The sequence below is a fragment of the Paenibacillus sp. FSL R10-2199 genome (genome assembly GCF_038000235.1).
In the GTDB taxonomy this organism is placed as follows: domain Bacteria; phylum Bacillota; class Bacilli; order Paenibacillales; family Paenibacillaceae; genus Paenibacillus_AQ; species Paenibacillus_AQ phytohabitans.
Genome location: NZ_JBBOBO010000001.1, coordinates 4,060,534 through 4,079,068, shown reverse-complemented (window position 1 = coordinate 4,079,068; position 18,535 = coordinate 4,060,534). Strand labels below are relative to the sequence as shown.

16 protein-coding genes, 1 riboswitch and 1 other annotated feature are annotated in these 18,535 nt (G+C 50.9%); of the genes, 9 read left to right on the top strand and 7 right to left on the bottom strand.

Annotation, left to right across the window (positions count from 1 at the left end; genetic code table 11):
- Positions 1-13 precede the first annotated feature (13 nt).
- Entirely contained in the window at positions 14-940 is a 927-nt protein-coding gene (locus NYE33_RS17485) for a polysaccharide deacetylase family protein (RefSeq protein WP_231575173.1), read from the top strand.
- A 735-nt stretch (positions 941-1,675) separates the two neighbouring features.
- Here the strand turns inward: NYE33_RS17485 and NYE33_RS17480 are convergent.
- From NYE33_RS17480 to NYE33_RS17470, 3 genes are read right to left on the bottom strand one after another with little or no spacing between them, the layout of a single operon-like run.
- Positions 1,676-2,512 (bottom strand): metallophosphoesterase, encoded by an 837-nt coding sequence (locus NYE33_RS17480; protein WP_341066795.1) that lies wholly within the window; start codon positions 2,510-2,512, stop codon positions 1,676-1,678.
- Entirely contained in the window at positions 2,503-2,880 is a 378-nt protein-coding gene (locus NYE33_RS17475) for a hypothetical protein (protein WP_039301754.1), read from the bottom strand. The genes NYE33_RS17480 and NYE33_RS17475 overlap by 10 nt, the downstream gene beginning before the upstream one ends.
- On the bottom strand, positions 2,877-3,470 hold the full coding sequence (locus tag NYE33_RS17470; RefSeq protein ID WP_039301751.1) for a CPBP family intramembrane glutamic endopeptidase: 594 nt from the start codon (positions 3,468-3,470) through the stop codon (positions 2,877-2,879). Before NYE33_RS17470 ends, NYE33_RS17475 begins: the two co-directional genes overlap by 4 nt.
- A 65-nt stretch (positions 3,471-3,535) precedes the next feature.
- Here NYE33_RS17470 and NYE33_RS17465 point away from each other — a divergent pair, with 65 nt between their 5' ends.
- Both NYE33_RS17465 and serA read left to right on the top strand, forming a co-directional pair.
- Entirely contained in the window at positions 3,536-4,441 is a 906-nt protein-coding gene (locus NYE33_RS17465) for a hypothetical protein (protein ID WP_341066793.1), read from the top strand.
- A 113-nt stretch (positions 4,442-4,554) separates the two neighbouring features.
- Positions 4,555-4,781: a binding site (T-box leader), on the top strand.
- A gap of 240 nt (positions 4,782-5,021) precedes the next feature.
- Positions 5,022-6,614: a phosphoglycerate dehydrogenase gene (serA, locus tag NYE33_RS17460; RefSeq protein WP_042138639.1), complete on the top strand. Its 1,593-nt coding sequence runs from the start codon at positions 5,022-5,024 to the stop codon at positions 6,612-6,614.
- Positions 6,615-6,742: 128 nt separating this feature from the next.
- Here serA and NYE33_RS17455 read toward each other — a convergent pair whose 3' ends face one another.
- Entirely contained in the window at positions 6,743-7,588 is an 846-nt protein-coding gene (locus NYE33_RS17455) for an SDR family NAD(P)-dependent oxidoreductase (protein ID WP_341066790.1), read from the bottom strand.
- Positions 7,589-7,804: 216 nt separating this feature from the next.
- Here NYE33_RS17455 and NYE33_RS17450 point away from each other — a divergent pair, with 216 nt between their 5' ends.
- The 6 genes from NYE33_RS17450 to NYE33_RS17425 all read left to right on the top strand — a co-directional run bounded on the left by NYE33_RS17450 (position 7,805) and on the right by NYE33_RS17425 (position 14,561).
- Positions 7,805-8,764 carry a helix-turn-helix transcriptional regulator gene (locus NYE33_RS17450; RefSeq protein WP_042138641.1) on the top strand — a complete coding sequence of 320 codons (960 nt, stop codon included), beginning with the start codon at positions 7,805-7,807 and terminating at the stop codon, positions 8,762-8,764.
- 123 nt (positions 8,765-8,887) lie between these two features.
- Positions 8,888-10,138 carry a methyl-accepting chemotaxis protein gene (locus NYE33_RS17445; RefSeq protein WP_042138642.1) on the top strand — a complete coding sequence of 417 codons (1,251 nt, stop codon included), beginning with the start codon at positions 8,888-8,890 and terminating at the stop codon, positions 10,136-10,138.
- Between the two features lie 504 nt (positions 10,139-10,642).
- Positions 10,643-10,739: riboswitch (cyclic di-GMP riboswitch) on the top strand.
- A gap of 118 nt (positions 10,740-10,857) precedes the next feature.
- On the top strand, positions 10,858-12,501 hold the full coding sequence (locus NYE33_RS17440; RefSeq protein WP_052421950.1) for a thiamine pyrophosphate-binding protein: 1,644 nt from the start codon (positions 10,858-10,860) through the stop codon (positions 12,499-12,501).
- Between the two features lie 51 nt (positions 12,502-12,552).
- Complete coding sequence (locus tag NYE33_RS17435) at positions 12,553-12,915, top strand: carboxymuconolactone decarboxylase family protein (RefSeq protein ID WP_042141354.1); 363 nt, start codon at positions 12,553-12,555, stop codon at positions 12,913-12,915.
- A 200-nt stretch (positions 12,916-13,115) separates the two neighbouring features.
- Positions 13,116-13,466, top strand: a complete 351-nt coding sequence (locus NYE33_RS17430) for a hypothetical protein (protein WP_042215586.1) — start codon at positions 13,116-13,118, stop codon at positions 13,464-13,466.
- Between the two features lie 102 nt (positions 13,467-13,568).
- Positions 13,569-14,561 carry a 3-oxoacyl-[acyl-carrier-protein] synthase III C-terminal domain-containing protein gene (locus tag NYE33_RS17425; RefSeq protein WP_042138643.1) on the top strand — a complete coding sequence of 331 codons (993 nt, stop codon included), beginning with the start codon at positions 13,569-13,571 and terminating at the stop codon, positions 14,559-14,561.
- Between the two features lie 200 nt (positions 14,562-14,761).
- Here NYE33_RS17425 and glpK read toward each other — a convergent pair whose 3' ends face one another.
- The 3 genes from glpK to NYE33_RS17410 form a co-directional block, all read right to left on the bottom strand.
- Entirely contained in the window at positions 14,762-16,255 is a 1,494-nt protein-coding gene (gene glpK, locus NYE33_RS17420; protein ID WP_341066787.1) for a glycerol kinase GlpK, read from the bottom strand.
- Positions 16,256-16,376: 121 nt separating this feature from the next.
- Positions 16,377-17,816, bottom strand: coding sequence for a HAMP domain-containing sensor histidine kinase (locus NYE33_RS17415; protein ID WP_042138645.1), 1,440 nt, complete (start codon positions 17,814-17,816; stop codon positions 16,377-16,379).
- The gene (locus tag NYE33_RS17410) at positions 17,817-18,533 is read right to left on the bottom strand and encodes a response regulator transcription factor (RefSeq protein ID WP_039301726.1); all 717 of its coding nucleotides are present in this window, start codon (positions 18,531-18,533) and stop codon (positions 17,817-17,819) included.
- Between the last annotated feature and the right edge of the window lie 2 nt (positions 18,534-18,535).

Genomic DNA, 18,535 nt, shown 5'->3' with positions numbered 1-18,535 from the left:
ACAAGAAAGCGAGATGAAAAAAGTGGGTAAAGCAACAACACTGCTGCTCCTGGCTGCTTTTCTGCTGTCAGCTTGCAGCAACAACGACGTGAATACAGGCAACACCGCTGCGGGGAACGCGTCACAGCCTCCGGCTACAGTACAGCCTGCCACTGACCAGCCTGCCTCTGCTCCGGCTCAGACGGACTCTCCTGCCGGTGAATCCCCCGCTGCGCAGGCAACGCCTGCCGCAACAGCGGATGCGGCAGTTACAGCAACCGCTCAGCCAACCGGGGCAGCAGCTTCAGAGGAAATACCGCTGCTGTACCATATGAACAAAAACTACGACATCATCCCGAACGATGCCGCAACCAACAAAAAGGTCGTCCTGCTGACCTTCGATGACGGGCCCAAGGATGCGGAACTAATAAATCCGCTGATGGATACGCTGGACAAGCACAAGGCCAAAGCCATTTTCTTCGTCAACGGGTACCGGGTGAAGGAGCATCCTGAGCTGCTTGAGCTGATTCATAACCGCGGCGGCATTATCGGGAATCACAGCTGGGATCACATTGTGCTGAAGGATAAATCCGAGGCGGAAGTAAAGAAACAGATTGAAGATGTGCAGAATATTGTCAAGGAGGTCACCGGTGAGACTCCCGTGTTCTTCCGCCCGCCGCACGGTGCAGGCGGTGACGTCGGCAAAAAAATCGCCGCTGACAACGGACTGCTCTATATGACCTGGTCTGTCGGCTCGCTGGACTGGGAGATGAAGGAAAAGGACACGAATAAAACGGAAAAGCTGATCACGAATGTTACCAGCCAGCTGCATTCCGGCAGCAATATTCTGATGCATGAGCTCCCGTGGACCGTGGAAGCGCTGGATAAACTGCTGACTACGCTCGAGGGCAAAGGCTACAGCTTTGTCGATCCACGCAGCATTGAACTGAAAATGCGTTAAGTCTATCTGAAAACCGCAAAACAGCAAGAGGCTGTCTCATAAATAGATTTTCAACAAAGAAACAGCCCATATTTATTCAAAAGCCAGTAAAAAGACAGCAAGGCCGTGATTCTCCTGTTATTGGGGAATCACGGCCTTGCATTTTTGATCCACCGTGGCTTGCTTTAGCATAGGATCGGCAAGCGAAAGCCAACCGACCCCAAGCGTCACTTTTTCCGTGTGCGAAGCAGAACGCACCGGAAGCCCCAATTATACTTCAGTTGTCCAAATACACTACCACTCCCCCATTTCCTGCATACTTGGTGCAGCGTTTCCCCAAACAAAGGTGTAGCAATTGGCATTCGCCTCGCCAGAAACCGAAGCACGGCGTTATATACCGCTTTGAGGACATTCCTCATCCATCCGCTCAGAGCGGAAGCAATTAATTAAGCGTACGAAAGTCGGGTCGCTGCCGAGCGGTTTCTTTTAATGTGTGTTTTCTAAGATTGAAGATTCTTTTTTCGCTTAAACAGTGGAGAGGACGGACTGATTGTGTAAAAGCGGTAGCGGTCGCCTTGGTCTCCGGATTTTCACCGCCAAGGGGAATGAAAAAAATCTGGAGAGCACAGCGATTGGAACAACGGTCCGTTCGCGGAGCGTCCAATCAAGTGCAAACGTTGATCTTACTCAAAAAAAGGAGACTTCTCAGAAGCCATTACATGGCTTTTGAGGCAGTCTCTTAATTGTTTATAAGTGTTAATCCTGCCTGCAGCGGAGTGTAAGTACATGCATCTCGGCCGGGCTGCCCCAGCGCAGCGGTAAGTGCGCAGTACCGAAGCCACGGCTGATCAGCAGCTTCAGCGGGTGAGCGGCAGTCCCGTACCCGGGAATTTCGTACATGCCGGCATTATAGTGACGGTAGAATTCATCCCCATGCCTGCTTCCGATAAAGGGAAGCACCACTTGTCCGCCATGCGTGTGTCCAGCCAATATCAGATCAGCGGACACCTCCTGCTGCTGGGACAGCCACAGCGGATCATGCACCAGGATGATCCGCAGGAGCTCTGTATCTGCGGCAGCCACGGGCGGCAGTGCTGCATAAGCCTTCTTGCCGCCTTTTCTCGGGAAATCCATGCCGGTGAGTATTACCCTTGATCCGGACCGTTCAATAGTCACATTCTCATCAAGCAGCAGTCTGGCTCCGCTGCCGCGGATGATATTATCGACAAGCGAGATATTCGCCCGGTAATCATGATTGCCATGAACTGCGTAGACAGGCGCCAGAGATGCTGTAAGCTTCATATTATCCAGCAGGCGCTCCGCCGGACTGCCCTTTTCCGTCAGATCGCCGCCCAGGAAGACTGCATCCACCTTCCTGCGGAGCGGTGCCAGCATAGCAGCCGGAAGACGGCGGCGGTGAATATCGGTAATGAACAGAATACGGAAGCCGTCAAAAGCAGCCGGCAGTCTGTCCAGCACTATTTCCTCGGCAATAATGCGTTTTTTGAAGGCTGCGGCAACCATGACTATACCCGCAGTCACCGCCGCTCCAGCACATACGCTCAAGAGAATCAGCAGCCACATCATTGCCATAGCTCATGCAGCGGAGGTGCTCCTTTTATTCCCCAGAACAAAAGAAAGGCGAGCAGCATTACAAATATGACGATCAGCGAGTTAATAAACATTTTGCTGAAGCGGATTCGTTCTGACGGATAACTCTGCGCCCGGGAGGGAGTTGCCTCTCCTTCCTGCTGCTCCACTTCACGCTTCGGTTTCCTGGAGGTCTGCTTCTCAGCATGTCGGACCTTTCTCGATAAAGTTCCTGGAGCAGGGACTGGAGCCTCCAGCTGTCCGGCAGCTGATTCGGAAGAACCATTTCCATTATTTTCTTTGACAGGAGACTGTCCTCCGCCCTTATACTGTTTCTGGCGGGACCTTACCCGGCTTAGTTCTTCGCTCATGATGCCCTCCTGTAACGAATCACCATTCCTGAGAACAAATCTATGAGGAAGTGGCACAGGATCGGTGCCCATAGACTGCCGGAATGGATATAGATGTAGCCGAGACCGTAGCTGCTGAGAAATACCCAGCCTGTTGGAATCCAGTGGCGCAGATAACGCACATGAATAACAGCGAAGAGAATGCTCGTCCAGTACGGCCCCAGTGAATGCTGTATGGCACCACGGAACAATAGCTCTTCGCATACTGCAACAATCGCCGCAATGACAATAATATGCCACAAAGGACGGTTGCCGAACAGCAGCTCATTAATCCCCCCGTCATCCATGCTGTCCTCAGGTACAATATGGGTCAGCAGGAAATCAACAACCAGCATAACAGCTGCAAGTCCAAGGCCCCAAAACACAAAATGTGCATTCTCCGGAAAATTTAATATGTGAATAGGATTTCTTTTCTGTAATAATATCCATATCAAACCGATAAATAGAGTAAGGCCCTGAGTAATATACAGATTAATTAACAGCAGCTTGTCCGTTAACTGCTGAGGATCGGCCTTTTTGATTTTGATTTCACCCAATTTGAATTTTTTCATCGTAACCTGCCTGTTCTTTAATATTTTTACATAAGATAATTTCCCTATACGAAGGAGCACTAATTATGAACAGCCGTACCTCCCGCACTCAAATGTTGTACACACTAGGTTTTATATTGTTTCTAATATCCGCATTCGCCTCATTTTTTACGGGAGTAAAGGTTGGAGCAGACAAAACAGAGGCCAAATATGCACAGCTGGCCGGGCATGAAGTTACGGAGGAATTCTCCGGCTCCTACCAGCAACAGGATCTTGTTACGTTCTATCATAACGTATTTTTGCCCTATCGGGAATTCAAGCGCAACTGGAACGATCAGGTGGACAGCCTTGCACGCAGCACAGATGCGCGGCAGAACGCGGCAACGTTGAAGAACCTCAGCCTTCTGGCGGACAAGCAGTATGACAAGGTCACGCAGGATTCCCTCTTCACCAATTCGCCGCTGCTGTATGAGTCACAGCTTAACGTCCTTAAGAGCCTGACTCTCTTCTCACAGGCTTCTGGGAAGGTCACTGCCGGATCTTCAGGAGCCGAAGCCGCCAAGCTGCTGAGAAGTGATAATTTTACCGCCAGCGCTGTGAAATTCGGACTGATGGCCCAGAAGAACTTCTATGATTCTATGCTGAAGTGGGGGGCCAAGGCCAACTCTGCTATACCCGATGCATCCGGGGACCTGAAGACACTGACTTTCATTCAGTGGAAAAAGATGCCTTTGCTCCTCAAGAATGCTTCTATCGCAAACATAATGCTGAACCGCGGAATTTATGCCGGCTATGACCCGCAGGATATTACAGCCAAGATCGACGATATGATCTATTCCGGAACCGCCAGTTCCCTGAAGCTTGGGGATATCCAGTCGTCGGTCACCCTGCTCATTTCTACCGGTGCTGTGCAGGAGCAGGACTTCATTAAATGGCGGGAGCAATATTACGGCAAGGAAACGATGCCTCAGCTCCCTTTCTTCTATGAGTAGGACCAGTTATTGCATCATAACGAAAAACAGGGCTCACTTCAAGGCGGCCCGCCGCAGAAGAAGCCTATTGACACACTTGGCATCACCATGTTACATTATGAAAAATTAATCAAGCAAAACCGATGATGGAACAAAGATTACTGATGTCTTCAGAGAGCCGGTGGATGGTGCAAACCGGTGGCAGACGGAAATCTTTAGCGCTCCTGAGATATTGTATTGAACCTTGAGTAGATACAATCGGATCACCTCCGTTACCAGTGTGGCCTATTCAGGCCAATGAGGCTGCTTCTTAACCGTTGCAGTGAATTAGGGTGGTACCACGAGAACTCTCGTCCCTTACTACGGCAGTAGTATGGGGTAGGGAGTTTTTTTTGTACGCGGATTCTCTAAATCTGCCTACCCTGCCCATACGCTGCCTGAATCAGTACTTTTGCACGCCTTTTCTTTTATGCGACAACGCGTTGCCCCGTTGTTCCGACAAATTTCATTCTTTTGTATGAATCTGGTACTGCGGATTACCCCACCAGGGAATCCTTGGCATATATAATAGGCTTTCCAATTTGAAGGAGGACAAGAGACCATGTTTAAAGTATTAGTATCGGATCCGATCAGTGATTTGGGCATTCAGCAATTAATGGACGCAAGAGATGTGACTGTGGACAAAAAAACTGGACTTAGTGAAGACGAGCTTATTGCAATCATCGGCGAATACGACGGCTTACTCGTTCGCAGCCAGACAACCGTGACTGAGAAAATTATCGCAGCCGGTACTAATCTTAAAGTAATTGGCCGCGCCGGTGTCGGTGTGGACAATATTAAGCTGGAGGCAGCTACACAACGCGGTGTGGTGGTCATTAATGCTCCGGACGGAAATACGATTACCACCTGTGAGCATGCCTTTGCCATGATGATGGCTCTGGCCCGTCACATTCCTCAAGCCTATGCCAAGACCATCTCCGGCGTATGGGACAAGAAGACTTTCCTCGGCGTAGAGCTGCGCGGCAAAACGCTGGGTGTGCTCGGCATGGGACGGATCGGCAGCGAAGTGGCCAAACGGGCCAAGGCTTTTGGAATGGATATTCTGGCCTACGACCCCTTCCTGACTGCAGACCGTGCGGAGAAACTGGAAGTAAAGCTGGCTTCGGTAGATGACATCGTCCGGGGAGCAGACTTCATTACTGTTCACACACCGCTGACACCGGAAACCCGCCACATGATCTCCCGTCCGCAATTTGAAGTCATGAAAAAAGGAATGCGCATCATCAACTGTGCCCGCGGCGGTGTAATTGATGAGATGGCGCTGGTTGAAGCTATCGACAGCGGTATTGTTGCCGGTGCAGCCTTTGACGTCTTTGAGAAAGAGCCGCCGGAAGCGGATCACCCGTTCCTCTCGCATCCGAAGATTATCGTGACTCCGCATTTGGGTGCTTCTACCGTTGAAGCCCAGGAGAATGTTGCGATCGATGTATCGGAGCAAGTGCTGCATATTCTGCGCAACGAACCGTTCATTAACGCCGTGAACATCCCTCCGGTTGCTCCTAGTGTAATGAACAAGCTGCAGCCTTACTTCACCCTCGGCGAGAAGCTCGGCAGCTTCGTGACTCAGATTACGGATGGAGCGATCCGCGAGATTCATGTGGAATATGCCGGTGACCTCTCCGACGTGGATACACAGCCGCTGACCCGCTATATTGTCAAAGGCGTGCTCTCCCGCCATTTTGCCGGGGATGTTAACATTGTCAACTCCATGCACCTGGCAAAGACGCGTGATGTTAACGTAGTAGTGACCAAGGCTTCCAAGACCAAGGGCTTCACTAACCTCATTACCGTTACACTTAAGGCTGAGCATGACGAAGAACGCCTGGTTGCCGGAACCCTGCTGCAAGGCTATGGCGAACGGATTGTGCAGGTTAACAAGTTCCCGGTAGATATCGCTCCGGAAGGTCATCAGATCGTTATATCCCACAACGATAAGCCGGGTATCATCGGACTCGTCGGTACACTGCTCGGCCAGAACGACGTCAACATCGCCTCCATGCAGGTTGGCCGTAAAATTGTCGGAGGAGCTGCAATTATGCTGCTGACCGCTGACAAGGCTGTTCCGCAGGATGTACTGGTCAAGCTCGCCGGATTGCCGGAGATCAATACTGCGGAAGAGATCACTCTGCTGTAACTGAAGAACGCGGGCTTATATTCTTGGAATACCTGAGTTCAATATAAGCGCACCAAAAAACACTCTTGAGGAATGACGGCCCGTGCCGCCATTTCAAAAGAGTGTTTTTGCATCTTCCGGCTTACGGGTTATTCCGGAATGTTAAATAGCGGGACCCGCCGCCCGTCTGTGTCTGTATACCCATATTTCTCCGCCAGACTCCCCACCTGCTGAGGTCTGCCTGTCAGCTGCATCACCTCAGGATCAGCAGCGAGCGCCACGGCAGCCCGGCCGATGTACGCCGTAGACTCACTGGCCTGCAGCTCCTCTACCTCCTGCCAGTGCTCTTCATCCGTCTTCATGCTCTCCAGCACCAGTTCTGTACGCATCCAGCCAGGTGATAAGGGAATCACAGCGATCCCATCCGCTGCCAGTTCAAGGGACAATCCGTAGGCCATGCGCACAAGCGCATTTTTGGACAGATCATAATAGAAGTTCCCTACATATTTATACTGGTCCCAAAAGGTGGTATGAATGATCAGCTTCCCGGTGCCAGTGCCTTCTCTGCGCATCAGCGGAATAGCATAGTAGTTAGTCATGAGCTGCGCCCTGACTCCGGCATTAAACATATGGTCCCAATGAGCGGCCGGGAGCTCCCAGAAGGGTTTGTTCTCAATCGGAAGATTATTGCCTCCCCAGACATTATTGACCAGAATATCAAGCTTGCCCTGCTCCCCGGCAATCTGCCGGATCACTGCTTCCGTCTCCGCGTCATTGGTGTGGTCACAGCGGATATACGCGCCTTCTCCGCCGAAGCTGTGAATCTCACCGAGTACACCGGCAAGTGTCCGTTCGCCCCCTTCCTGCATTGAACCGGCGTTTCTTCCCGTAAAATACACAAACGCACCTGCCCGGGCCAGCTCCAGGGCAATGCCTCTGCCCGCTCCCCTGCTCCCGCCTGTAACTAATGCAACTTTCCCTTGCAAATCTGTCATTATATCCGCTCCTCTCAGCTTTCATCAGATGATCATGAAGTTATCTAAAAGCTATCTTGCACCAACCGGCTCTCCTTATTAATATTAACTCTTATATATGACATCAACTGACATATATATATGATAAACTTAAAATATGTTCTGCTTAAGCGGAAACGGCTTTGCCGTTCTTGAATAATCGGGAAAAATTTCATTATAACCAGGAGGCCTTTATCCATGAGAGCAGACCGACTATTATCTATTCTGCTGCTGCTGCAAAGCCGCGGTAAAATAAGCTCCCGCGAGCTGGCACAAACGCTGGAGGTTTCCGAACGGACCATCTTCCGGGATATGGAGTCACTGAGCATCTCCGGCATTCCCGTGCTGGCAGAACGCGGCCGTGAGGGAGGCTGGAGGCTGGCCGAGGGTTACCGGACCTCCCTGACAGGTATGAACCCCAAAGAGATTGGTGCGCTGCTGCTGCCGGCAGACCCGGCAATTCTGCAGGCGCTTGGGATTCAGGAGGAGTTCTCTTCCGCTGTCCGTAAGCTGCAGGCCGCTGGTGCAAGACAGCCCGCTGCCGCCTTCAGCCTTCTTAATGAGCGTATTCATATTGATGGCGCGGGCTGGCATCCGTCAGGCGAAACCTATCCCAGTCTAACTGCATTACAGGAGGCTATATGGGAAGACCGTAAAGTGAAAATCTGTTACATGCGCGGGGAGGAGAGATCAGAGCGGCTGATTTCACCCTTTGGACTCGTAGCCAAACGTGGTGTCTGGTACACCGTGGCCGAAACAGGCGGTGAAATGCGGACCTACCGGGTATCCAGAATAAGTAGTGCTGAAGTCACGGATGAATATTTTAGCAGACCTCAGGATTTCAATCTGGCACATTACTGGGAAGCTTCTACCATGGCATTCAAATCTGCATTGCCCCGCTACCCTGCCAGGCTGCTGGTGAAGGACAATATAATGAAGGTTCTCCAACAAGAACGTTATGTTTCCGTACTATTCCAGGAGCCTTCACCTTCACCCGGCTGGCACTCCGTCGAAGCCGAATTTAATACGCCGGAGTCTGCCTGCCGGATCATCTTATCCCTAAGCCCGGGCATTAGAGTTACCGCTCCGGCGGAGCTTGCAGACAATGTTGCGGCCACTCTGCGGGAAGGGGCTGCATTATATGAAGACAATGTGTAAACGTACTCTTTTGGAGCAGCCCGGGAAGAAGTTTTATGTCAGTTCTTACAATAGACCGATTACGCTTTAATCCCCTATAATATTACAATGCACAATATTTATTTCTAGGGGGAACTATAGTCTATGGACTGGATGAACAAGCTGCCTTTAAAACAAAGAATCGTTGCCGGATGTTACCTGGTTGCCGCTTTATTCGCTGTCCCTGTGTTAATTACGCTCATTGCAATGGGAAAGGTGATTATCGGTATTATTCTGATTGCGGTATTGGCTGCACTGACCTACCCGCTTGCGCGCTTCATTGAGAGAACGCTTACATCTTCATTTGAGGATATCTCCAATGTGACGCATACAATCGCCAAAGGCGACTTCACCAGCCGTGCAGACGAGAACGGATCAATGGGCGACATCAGCCGCTCCTTCAACACTATGATCGATAAATTGAAGAAGATCCTAACCGACGCTTCGCAGCTTACCCGCCAGGTTATGGATGCCAGCCGGGGTATTGAGGACAAGAACCAGAACCTGAAGATTGTAATGGCACAGGTAGCCTCCTCTTCCAACGAACTTGCCCTGGGTGCGAATGAAATCTCGGTGGATATTGCCGATATGACGGAATCGATCAAAGATATCGAAACCAAAGTCTCCAATTATACAAACTCTACCAAGGAAATGAATAAACGCTCCGCACATACACTGGAGCTGGTTGAAAAGGGACGCCAGTCCGTGGACACTCAAGCCGAAGGCATGCGGAAGAATATCCAGGCTACACAAAAAGTAGCAGATACGATCGAAGCGCTCTCACAGAATGCCCGCGGCATTACCATGATCACCAAGACCATCACGGAAATTGCCGAACAAACCAATCTTTTGTCGCTTAACGCCTCAATTGAAGCTGCACGTGCAGGTGAGCACGGACGCGGTTTCGCAGTTGTAGCACAGGAGGTCCGCAAGCTTGCCGAAGAATCAACCGCCTCCACCAAGGAAGTGTTCGGGCTGGTACGCAGCATCGAGGCCGATATCAAGCAGGCTATCGATAACATCGCTATTAATGAAGAGGTTGTTCAGGTGCAGAACGAGATGATAACGGAGACAGCACATATTTTCGCGCAGATCGTACATAGCGTGCAATACATAACCGAGCAGATCTCCTCCTTCTCCGCAGAGAGTGATCTGATGCTGGAGAGTGCGCTCAAGATCTCCGGGGCGATCGAGAATATCTCGGCCATTACCCAGGAGACGGCAGCAGGTACCGAGGAGGTATCTGCGGCGATGAACGAACAAATTCATGCCCTGCAGTCCGTAGCAGAAGAGACCGAGAAGATGACACAATCTGTCTTCCAGCTGCAAAAAACAATCCATATTTTCAAATTCTAGCAGCAGCCCCAAGAGACCATTTCCGCAGAGCAGTATGCGGGAAGGGTCTCTTTTTGGCATGGAAAAAGCAGATTGTAATGTAATATTCACAAAGTGTTAAAATAGTGCATAACCCTAAAATAACGCCTTTGCACTTCTTTACTGCTAATTCTTTATTACTAATAAACTAACATTATTTCAAATTTTAATCACCTATTTCTTAAGACCTATTTCTAGGTTCTCCCAGCCTATAATTCTAATACATCTGCATAGTTTCAGGAGGTTCCTACGATGTTATGAGGCTTATGGCTTATGCAGATTAAATTCTGCTCTTTTTCTGCATTTGCATTATAAGACTTTGGTCTTCCAGACGCATCCATTTTCAAAAGTTTGAATATCTAATATTTCATCTCCTATTACATCTGAATATTCGCCAAATTTCGCGTTTTGCTGCAAACGGCTTATTGACAAAAGGCGAGCGAGGAATATATTGTAAAGGAAAATTATCCTTCGCTGTATTGATAACAACATATGAGGCAAAATTCACCGAAAGGGAATGACGCAAAGCCATGGATCTACAGTCTCACTTATCCGGTGAGATCATGACAGCCAGGTTGCTGAAAAACTATGAACGTCCGGGAATCCGCGTTCAGTTATGGTGATTCGTGCAACAGGCCTGTGCTCCTATTTCGAGTACAGGTTTTCTATTGCTAGCATACAATCAAAAAACAACTTGTGGGGTGGATGTTCTGAAGACAGTTGCAGATTATATGGCGGAAGCATTACGCGATCTTGGGGTAACACATTCTTTTGGTATTATTGGCAAGTCCATTTGTCCTATAGCTCTCAAACTTGTTGACTATGGCATTGAGTTTATTCCCGGCCGGCATGAGTCCAGCTCCGGCTTCGCAGCAGGCGGCTATGCACTGAAAACAGGCAGTCTCGGGGTTGCCTTCGGCACCTCCGGTCCAGGCGGAACGAACCTGCTAACCGCAGCAGCACACGCCAAAGCCAACAATCTCCCGGTGCTCTTCATTACCGGTCATCAGTCTATTAAAGAGCTGGGGATTCCCCAGTGTCAGGATTCCACATCCTATCTCGCCGATTTGGCGGACATGTTCAGACCGGCCACTCTTTTCAGTAAGCTGGTAGAACGCGGCGACCATTTCAGTACGATTTTCAATCATGCCCTGTCTATCGCCCTTGGTGACAAGAAAGGACCTGTTCATTTATGTATTCCGTTTGATGTTCAGACCGAGCGCCTTGAAGAATGCCGGATTGTCCTTCCGCAGCGGGAAAGGCTCGTCAGCTACGCCAACTACGAACGGGTCATTTCAGCGATCAATGCTTCCAGCAGGCCTCTGATCATTGCCGGTAAAGGGGTTAACCGCTCCGGTGCGCACAAGGAACTGGTACAGTTGGCCGAGACCTTCAACATACCGGTAGTAACCTCCCCCGGCGGTAAAGGAGCCATTGCTGCGGATCACCCGCTCTATCACGGTCCTGTGGGCGTTGGCGGATGTACGCATGGGGATGAGATGTTGAACAACAGTGATCTGTTTATCGTGCTTGGTTCGCGTCTGAGCGATATGACCATATGCAATCTTAAGAGGGAGAATCATCCGGATCAGCTGATCCAGTTTGATGTCGATCCAACCTTTGTCGGTAAAATACTGACTTCCGATACCATCTCCGTCGGCGGCGATTTACGTGACAACCTGGAGCTGTACCTCGGCAAGATTGATCCGTCCACCATAACCAGACGTGAAATAGAGATCTCCAATCACTATACTGAAGAGCTGCCTGTGCTGTCCAAGCTCTCGCTGGCTTCGGTAATGAGCACGATGAGCGATTTGATTCCATATAACAGCAGCGTGTTTGTTGATGACGGCAGCCACGGCTTCAATGCGGTCAAATGGTTCAACGTGAAGAAACCGGGGAGCTTTGTATTTGATGCCTATTTCGCCTGCATGGGGAATTCAATCGGCATGGCCATCGGTGCCAAGGCGGCTGCGCCGGAAGAGACGGTCTTCTGCATTACCGGTGACGGCTGTTTCATGATGCTCGGAACTGAAATTAACACAGCGGTTTGCAAGAATATTCCGGTTATTTTCATCGTTGTGAACAATATGCAGCTGGATATGGCCCTTAAAGGAATGGAAAAAACAACCGGACGTATCGATGGAACCATCTTTGAAGTCCCTATGGATGCAGTGAAGTTTGCTGAGTCCCTGGGAGCCACCGGCTTCCGCGCAGAGACGCAAGAGGAGTTTGCCTTTGCAATCAGCCAAGCAGTTGAACTTAACCGCGTAGCCGTTATTGAGCTGTTGACCGACCGTGACGAAATGCCTCCTACGGCCCACCGTACACTGGATCTCAACTAGGCTGTATCTTACAGATTCTCTAACTTACTATCAGGAGGCAAACAAGTGAATATGAACGTAGACAGCGGACTGGACCATTTCACCAATCTTTCCGGGGACTATGGTGCCAAAGCCCTAGCTCCTATTAAAGAGCATTTTCCCGAATTAGCCGAGTATATCATGGGGAATGCATACGGTGATATTTTTCAGCGGACGACCATCGGTTCAGACTGGAAAGAAATTGCTGTCATCTCTTCTTTGATCACCATGGGACAATTTGAACAGTTGGGTGTTCACTATGTAATGGCTCTCCGCGTGGGGATGACCGTTGATCAAATCAAAGGTATCCTGCTTCATCTGACACCTTGTATCGGCGCACCCAGAGTGATCTCGGCGTTCAATGTTCTGCTGGAGACGCTGGAAGATATTCGTTAATTAACAACATAATATTACATCATTCGACTTTTGTATTGCGTATTAAAGAAAGTTCTGGTTATAATGAAGGCAAAATATCCCAAAACCAAGTTCACTTTGTCGAATATAGTCGCAGGAACGTAGTTTTTCGGGATATCAACATGATGAATCATCAGGTCACTCTGAATAGTCATGCAATTAAAATTACGGGAGAGATGAACATGGGACAATTTATTTTGAAGACGGACACTGCGAAGAAAGTAATTAACATCGAGTTGGAAGGAACCTTCTCGAACGAGGACGGTCTTAAATCGATACAAGCCTATCAGCAGACCATCAATCCGATCAACCCGTCCGAATATGCACTGGATATCGATTGCCGCAAGCTGAATGTAACCGCTCCTGATGTTGTGCCGTTGCTCGAAGGCTGCTTCATTATGTTCAAGGCAGACGGCTTCCAAAAAGTGAGCCTTACCCTTGAGAATAACCCTATTCTCAAAATGCAGCTGGCGCGTCTGGGCCGCAAAGCTGGACTCGAAAACCTGGAAATCACGTCTACGGTACAAGCTTAGGTTAACTTATTTTTAAACCATTGTTAGCGGTTTGAAACGCAAGATTCGCTCACGAAACTAAGTGTATGCTTACGGGCTACCCAAACTTTTAGGAGGTTTACTATGGCAGGGATTCGCATTAAGGACATTGATATCTATCATCCAAGCAAAAGCATCGGCAATGACTTCTTCATTCAGCACTTCGACGAGAAGGGAATTGATATCCGTGGCCTGCTGGCTGCTCTTGGCCGTGAAAACCGCTACAGTATCGACAGCAAGGATGAGAACTCCCTGACGATGGCTTTTGAAGCCGCAAGCAATGTACTGGACAAGACCGGCCTGACCGGCGCAGACATTGACCTGATCGCTTATGCAAGCCAGACTCCTGAATATATTTTCCCAACGAACTCATTGATGATTCACCGCCTGATTAATGGTGCATCGCATACGATCTGTATCGACAGTAATGCCAACTGTGCAGGAATGACCGCTTCGGTTGAACAGGTCAGCCGTCAAATGATGGCGAACCCGAGAATCCGCCGTGCACTTGTCATCGGTTCTGACTACGTTGCCCCGCATGCGGACAAGAATGACCCGGTATATTACGCCAACTTCGGCGATGCAGCTGCCGCGCTCATTCTGGAGCGTGACGAGAATTCGGTAGGCTTCATTGATTCGATCTATCAGACCGATACCTGCGTCTACGGCAACTCGCTGTTCCCGGCGGAAGGTTTAGCCAATCTCGGACGTACGGGTGTGGCTGCTGGAGAATTCAATGTGAAGTTCATCCCGTTCGATGATTCCATCTGTGTGGATGCTGCTTCAGAATCAATTAACACCCTGCTCAGCAATAACGGAATCGCACCTGAATCCATCAAGGCCGCCTGCTTCTCCCAATTGTCACTTCCGAACATCAAGGCCGTTTCCGGCAAAACCGGAATTGACGCTGATGCAGCCGTCTACATCGGGGATGAATTCGGCTACACCTCCACCAGCAGCCCGTTTATCGCCCTGCACAAAGCAGTGACTACCGGACAGCTGGAACGCGGAGACAAGGTCCTGTTCTGGACAGTAGGCGCCGGATGGCAGAATGTCGCTTTTGTAATGGAGTATTAATCTTAGCTGTTGAACTTATAGTTTCTTGTTGATATCCAAACAGCCCGCAGCAGAATTCCTGCCAGCGGGCTGTTTCTTTATGTATACATCTGGGCCCGAATCTCCCCAGGCAGAACCTGCAGCGTTCATCCTGCCTGAGGTGAGTCTATCTGATTCATCCGGTAAGCGCAGTCTGCCATATCTATCAGCAGCTATTCTTGTTACCTCTGCCCTTCATGCTTCTCCCAGCCCATAGTCCGGGACACCGCGTCCTGCCAGGCATTGTAACGGCGTTCACGCTCTTCCGTCTCCATCTGCGGTGAGAATACCTTCTCGGCCTTATTGAAGCTCTCCAGCTGCTCCCGGGTCCATATGCCGGAGGTGAGTCCTGCCAGCAGCGCAGCGCCGAGCGCTGTGGTCTCCGCATACGTTGTACGGGTTACGTCGCTCCCAAGAATGTCCGCCTGGAACTGCATCAGCAGATTATTGCGCACGGCGCCTCCATCCACTCTCAGGCCGCTGAGCGGCATGCCAGCGTCTTTTTCCATCGCCCCGATGACATCGCGGGATTGAAAGGCCAGCGACTCCAGCGTTGCGCGGACCAGATGTGCGGCAGTCGTTCCCCGGGTCAGTCCAAACACGGCGCCCCTGGCATACATATCCCAGTAAGGTGCACCAAGGCCGGTAAAGGCCGGCACGACCACAACCCCCTCACTGTCCTCCACCTCACTCGCCTTCTCTTCCGAGTCGGCCGGAGCTACAATCAGCCCAAGTCCCTCCTGCAGCCATTGTACCGCTGCTCCAGCCACAAACACACTGCCCTCAAGGGCATAATAGAGTTCGTCTCCCATGCCCCAAGCTACCGTGGTTAACAGGCCATGACTCGAAGTCACTGCCTCAGTGCCTGTGTTCATCAGAATGAAACAGCCGGTGCCGTAGGTGTTCTTGGCGCTGCCTGCCTCCAGGCAGGTATGACCGAACAATGCCGCCTGCTGGTCCCCAAGCACAGAACGGATGGGGATATCTGCACCGAACCACTGCTTGTCTGCAGCCCCGAAGTCCCCGCCTGACATCCTTACTTCAGGCAGAATAGAGGGCGGAATGCGCAGCGCCTCAATCAGGCCGTCATCCCATTTGCGCACATGCAGATTGTAGAGCATGGTACGTGAAGCATTGGTAACATCCGTAGCATGCACAGCGCCTCCTGTAAGCTTCCAGATCAGCCAGCTGTCAATGGTTCCGGCCAGCAGCTCCCCCCGGTCCGCCCGCTCTCTGGCCCCCGGCACATGGTCCAGAATCCAGGCCAGCTTCGTTGCCGAGAAATACGCATCGATGACAAGACCTGTCTTCTCAGCGATCTCTCCGGCCATTCCCTGCGCCTTAAGCGCCTCACACTGCTCAGCAGTCCGGCGGTCCTGCCAGACGATCGCCGGATAGACCGGCGTTCCGGTAGCCTTGTCCCAGATCAGTGCAGTCTCACGCTGATTGGTAATGCCGATGGCCGTAATACTATCAGCAGGGGCGGAGCTTGCCGCGATAGCGTCTCTGGCCGCGGCAAGCTGACTCTCCCAGATTTGCTCCGGATCATGCTCTACCCAGCCCGGCCGGGGAAAGGATTGTCTAATCTCATATTGCCCTTGCGCGATCATTCCCGCCTCCTCATCAAAGAGGATCGCGCGTGAACTGGTGGTACCTTGGTCCAAGGATAAGATCATTATGCACAGCCTCCTGCAAGCCTCAGCTTCTATGATATGTTCCACGTTGAACAAGATTAATGTGGTGGTTTCAACAAAAAGCACCTCTGCTGTCAGAGGCGCTGTCATGCATTGTCCGGATTTACTGTTTTTCGACAGGAAGCCGCAGGGTAAAAGCGGTGCCTTCTCCAAGCTTGCTGGAGGCGTGGATACTCCCATGATGCGACTCGACGATGTTCTTCACAATCGCTAGTCCCAGACCGGTTCCTCCCGATTCTCCCCTTACGCGTGCTTTGTCGGCTTTGTAAAAGCGCTCGAAGATATACGGTAGATCCTCAGGCGTAATGCCTACCCCTTGGTCCCGGATCTCAATCTCCAGAACCCTCCGGCCTTCCAGCGCGGTGGAATCCGCGCGAATGGATATCCGTTTATCGGCCGGAGTGTGGCGGAAGGCATTGTCGAGCAGATTGGTGAGCACCTGCTCCAGCTTGTCTTCATCGGCAGCCTTAAGGAGCAATTCGGTATCGGGTTTCTTCAGCTCAAGAATGATATCCCGCTCCTTGGCTCTGACCGAGAACTTGCGGTACACCCGTTCCAGCAGTTCTCCAGCATCCACTTGCGCCTTCAGCATATCCGTATGCCCCGCTTCCATGCGGGCCAGATCGAGCAGATCCTTCACCAGCCGGCCCATACGGAGCGATTCATCGTGGATTACCTGGACCAGCTCGCTGCTCTCCTCCGGGGAGGAGGCCATTCCATCCAGCAGCGCCTCGCTGTAGCCTTGCATCATCGAGAGTGGTGTACGGATCTCATGCGAGACATTGGCGACGAAATCGCGGCGCATTTTCTCCAGCCGCACTTCCTCCGTCACATCGCGCAGCACCGCCACCGCACCGCGGAGATTATCCTCGGAGTATAAGGGTGCCATATGCACAGACCATACACCCTGCCGGACATGGATATTGGAGCGTTGATCGCCTCCTACGCTGAGCGTACTGAAGAACAGCGGCCGCAGCGGCGGAGGCACATCACGGGCAGGTCCAGCCTGCGGATACAGCCCGCCATCCTCTTCCTGATCCCAGGTAAGGTCACTCCAGGTTTCCAGCAGCGTCTGACCATGCGGATTGGTGAGGATAATCTGCCCCTCAATATCGAAGGTGATCACGGCATCACTCATACTGCGCAGGACGCTGGACAAATGCCCTTTCTCATTATTCAGACTGCGTATATTCTCTTCCAGCTCTTCTGCCATGTGATTGAAGGATGTCGCCAATTGGCCGATCTCATCGCTGGTAACCAGCGTCAGTCTCGTCCCGTATTCGCCGCGGCGGATATCATTGGCCGCCTCAATCACCTGCTGCATCGGCTGGGTAATCTTCGTAAACAGGAATAAGGCAAAGAATGTCGTTAAGGAAAACCCGATCATACAGGTATACATAAATAAACGCTTGATCGCCCCGGAATTGGCGAAATTACTGTCGATATAGGGTAACAGAAACAGCCCCAGCGTAATGAGCACGACAGCAACCAGACAGATGATCGTGATCCACAGCTTACCGACAAGACTTCTCCAGAAGTTCACTTATTTAGGCACCTCAAGCTTATAGCCGACTCCCCATACGGTAGTGATCATAGCCGCCGATTCCGGGGACACCTTATTCAGTTTCTCGCGAAGACGCTTGACATGGGTATCCACGGTACGCAGATCTCCGAAGAACTCGTAATTCCACACATCCTTGAGCAGTTCCTCACGAGAGAACACCTTATCCGGTGAGATCGCCAAATAATGCAGCAGCTCATATTCCTTAGGGGTCAGACTTACCTCCTGGCCGCCGGCGGTTACGCGGTGTGCATCATGCTCAATAATAAGAAACGGAAACACGATATTGTTGCTTGAATTGCTCTCTTTGGACAAAAAAGCAGTTGCGGAAGAACGGCGCATTATCGCCTTCACCCGGTAAATCACTTCACGCGGGCTAAACGGCTTAACGACATAGTCATCTGCGCCCATTTCAAACCCTTGAACCCGGTTAATCTCTTCACCCTTGGCAGTAAGCATCAGGACCGGTGTAGATTTGACTCCTCTGAGTCTGGTCAGCACTTCAATCCCGTCGATGCCCGGCAGCATAACATCCAGCAATATCAGACCGTAGTCATTGGCTGTAGCTTTGCGCAGAGCAATTTCCCCATCTTCTGCCTCGTCAATTTCATAACCTTCTTTTTCAAGATACATTTTGAGCAGGCGGCGGATGCGTTCTTCGTCATCCACCACCAGAATTCTATTCAAGTGCTCTGCCATTT

Coding starts and splice junctions, on each gene's coding strand:
- NYE33_RS17455 (WP_341066790.1), bottom strand. CDS start 7,588: ATGACAGATTTGCAAGGGAAAGTTGCATTAGTTACAGGCGGGAGCAGG.
- NYE33_RS17450 (WP_042138641.1), top strand. CDS start 7,805: ATGAGAGCAGACCGACTATTATCTATTCTGCTGCTGCTGCAAAGCCGC.
- serA (WP_042138639.1), top strand. CDS start 5,022: ATGTTTAAAGTATTAGTATCGGATCCGATCAGTGATTTGGGCATTCAG.
- NYE33_RS17470 (WP_039301751.1), bottom strand. CDS start 3,470: ATGAAAAAATTCAAATTGGGTGAAATCAAAATCAAAAAGGCCGATCCT.
- NYE33_RS17475 (WP_039301754.1), bottom strand. CDS start 2,880: ATGAGCGAAGAACTAAGCCGGGTAAGGTCCCGCCAGAAACAGTATAAG.
- NYE33_RS17480 (WP_341066795.1), bottom strand. CDS start 2,512: ATGGCAATGATGTGGCTGCTGATTCTCTTGAGCGTATGTGCTGGAGCG.
- NYE33_RS17435 (WP_042141354.1), top strand. CDS start 12,553: ATGAACGTAGACAGCGGACTGGACCATTTCACCAATCTTTCCGGGGAC.
- NYE33_RS17465 (WP_341066793.1), top strand. CDS start 3,536: ATGAACAGCCGTACCTCCCGCACTCAAATGTTGTACACACTAGGTTTT.
- NYE33_RS17485 (WP_231575173.1), top strand. CDS start 14: ATGAAAAAAGTGGGTAAAGCAACAACACTGCTGCTCCTGGCTGCTTTT.
- NYE33_RS17410 (WP_039301726.1), bottom strand. CDS start 18,533: ATGGCAGAGCACTTGAATAGAATTCTGGTGGTGGATGACGAAGAACGC.
- NYE33_RS17425 (WP_042138643.1), top strand. CDS start 13,569: ATGGCAGGGATTCGCATTAAGGACATTGATATCTATCATCCAAGCAAA.
- NYE33_RS17445 (WP_042138642.1), top strand. CDS start 8,888: ATGGACTGGATGAACAAGCTGCCTTTAAAACAAAGAATCGTTGCCGGA.
- NYE33_RS17430 (WP_042215586.1), top strand. CDS start 13,116: ATGGGACAATTTATTTTGAAGACGGACACTGCGAAGAAAGTAATTAAC.
- glpK (WP_341066787.1), bottom strand. CDS start 16,255: ATGATCTTATCCTTGGACCAAGGTACCACCAGTTCACGCGCGATCCTC.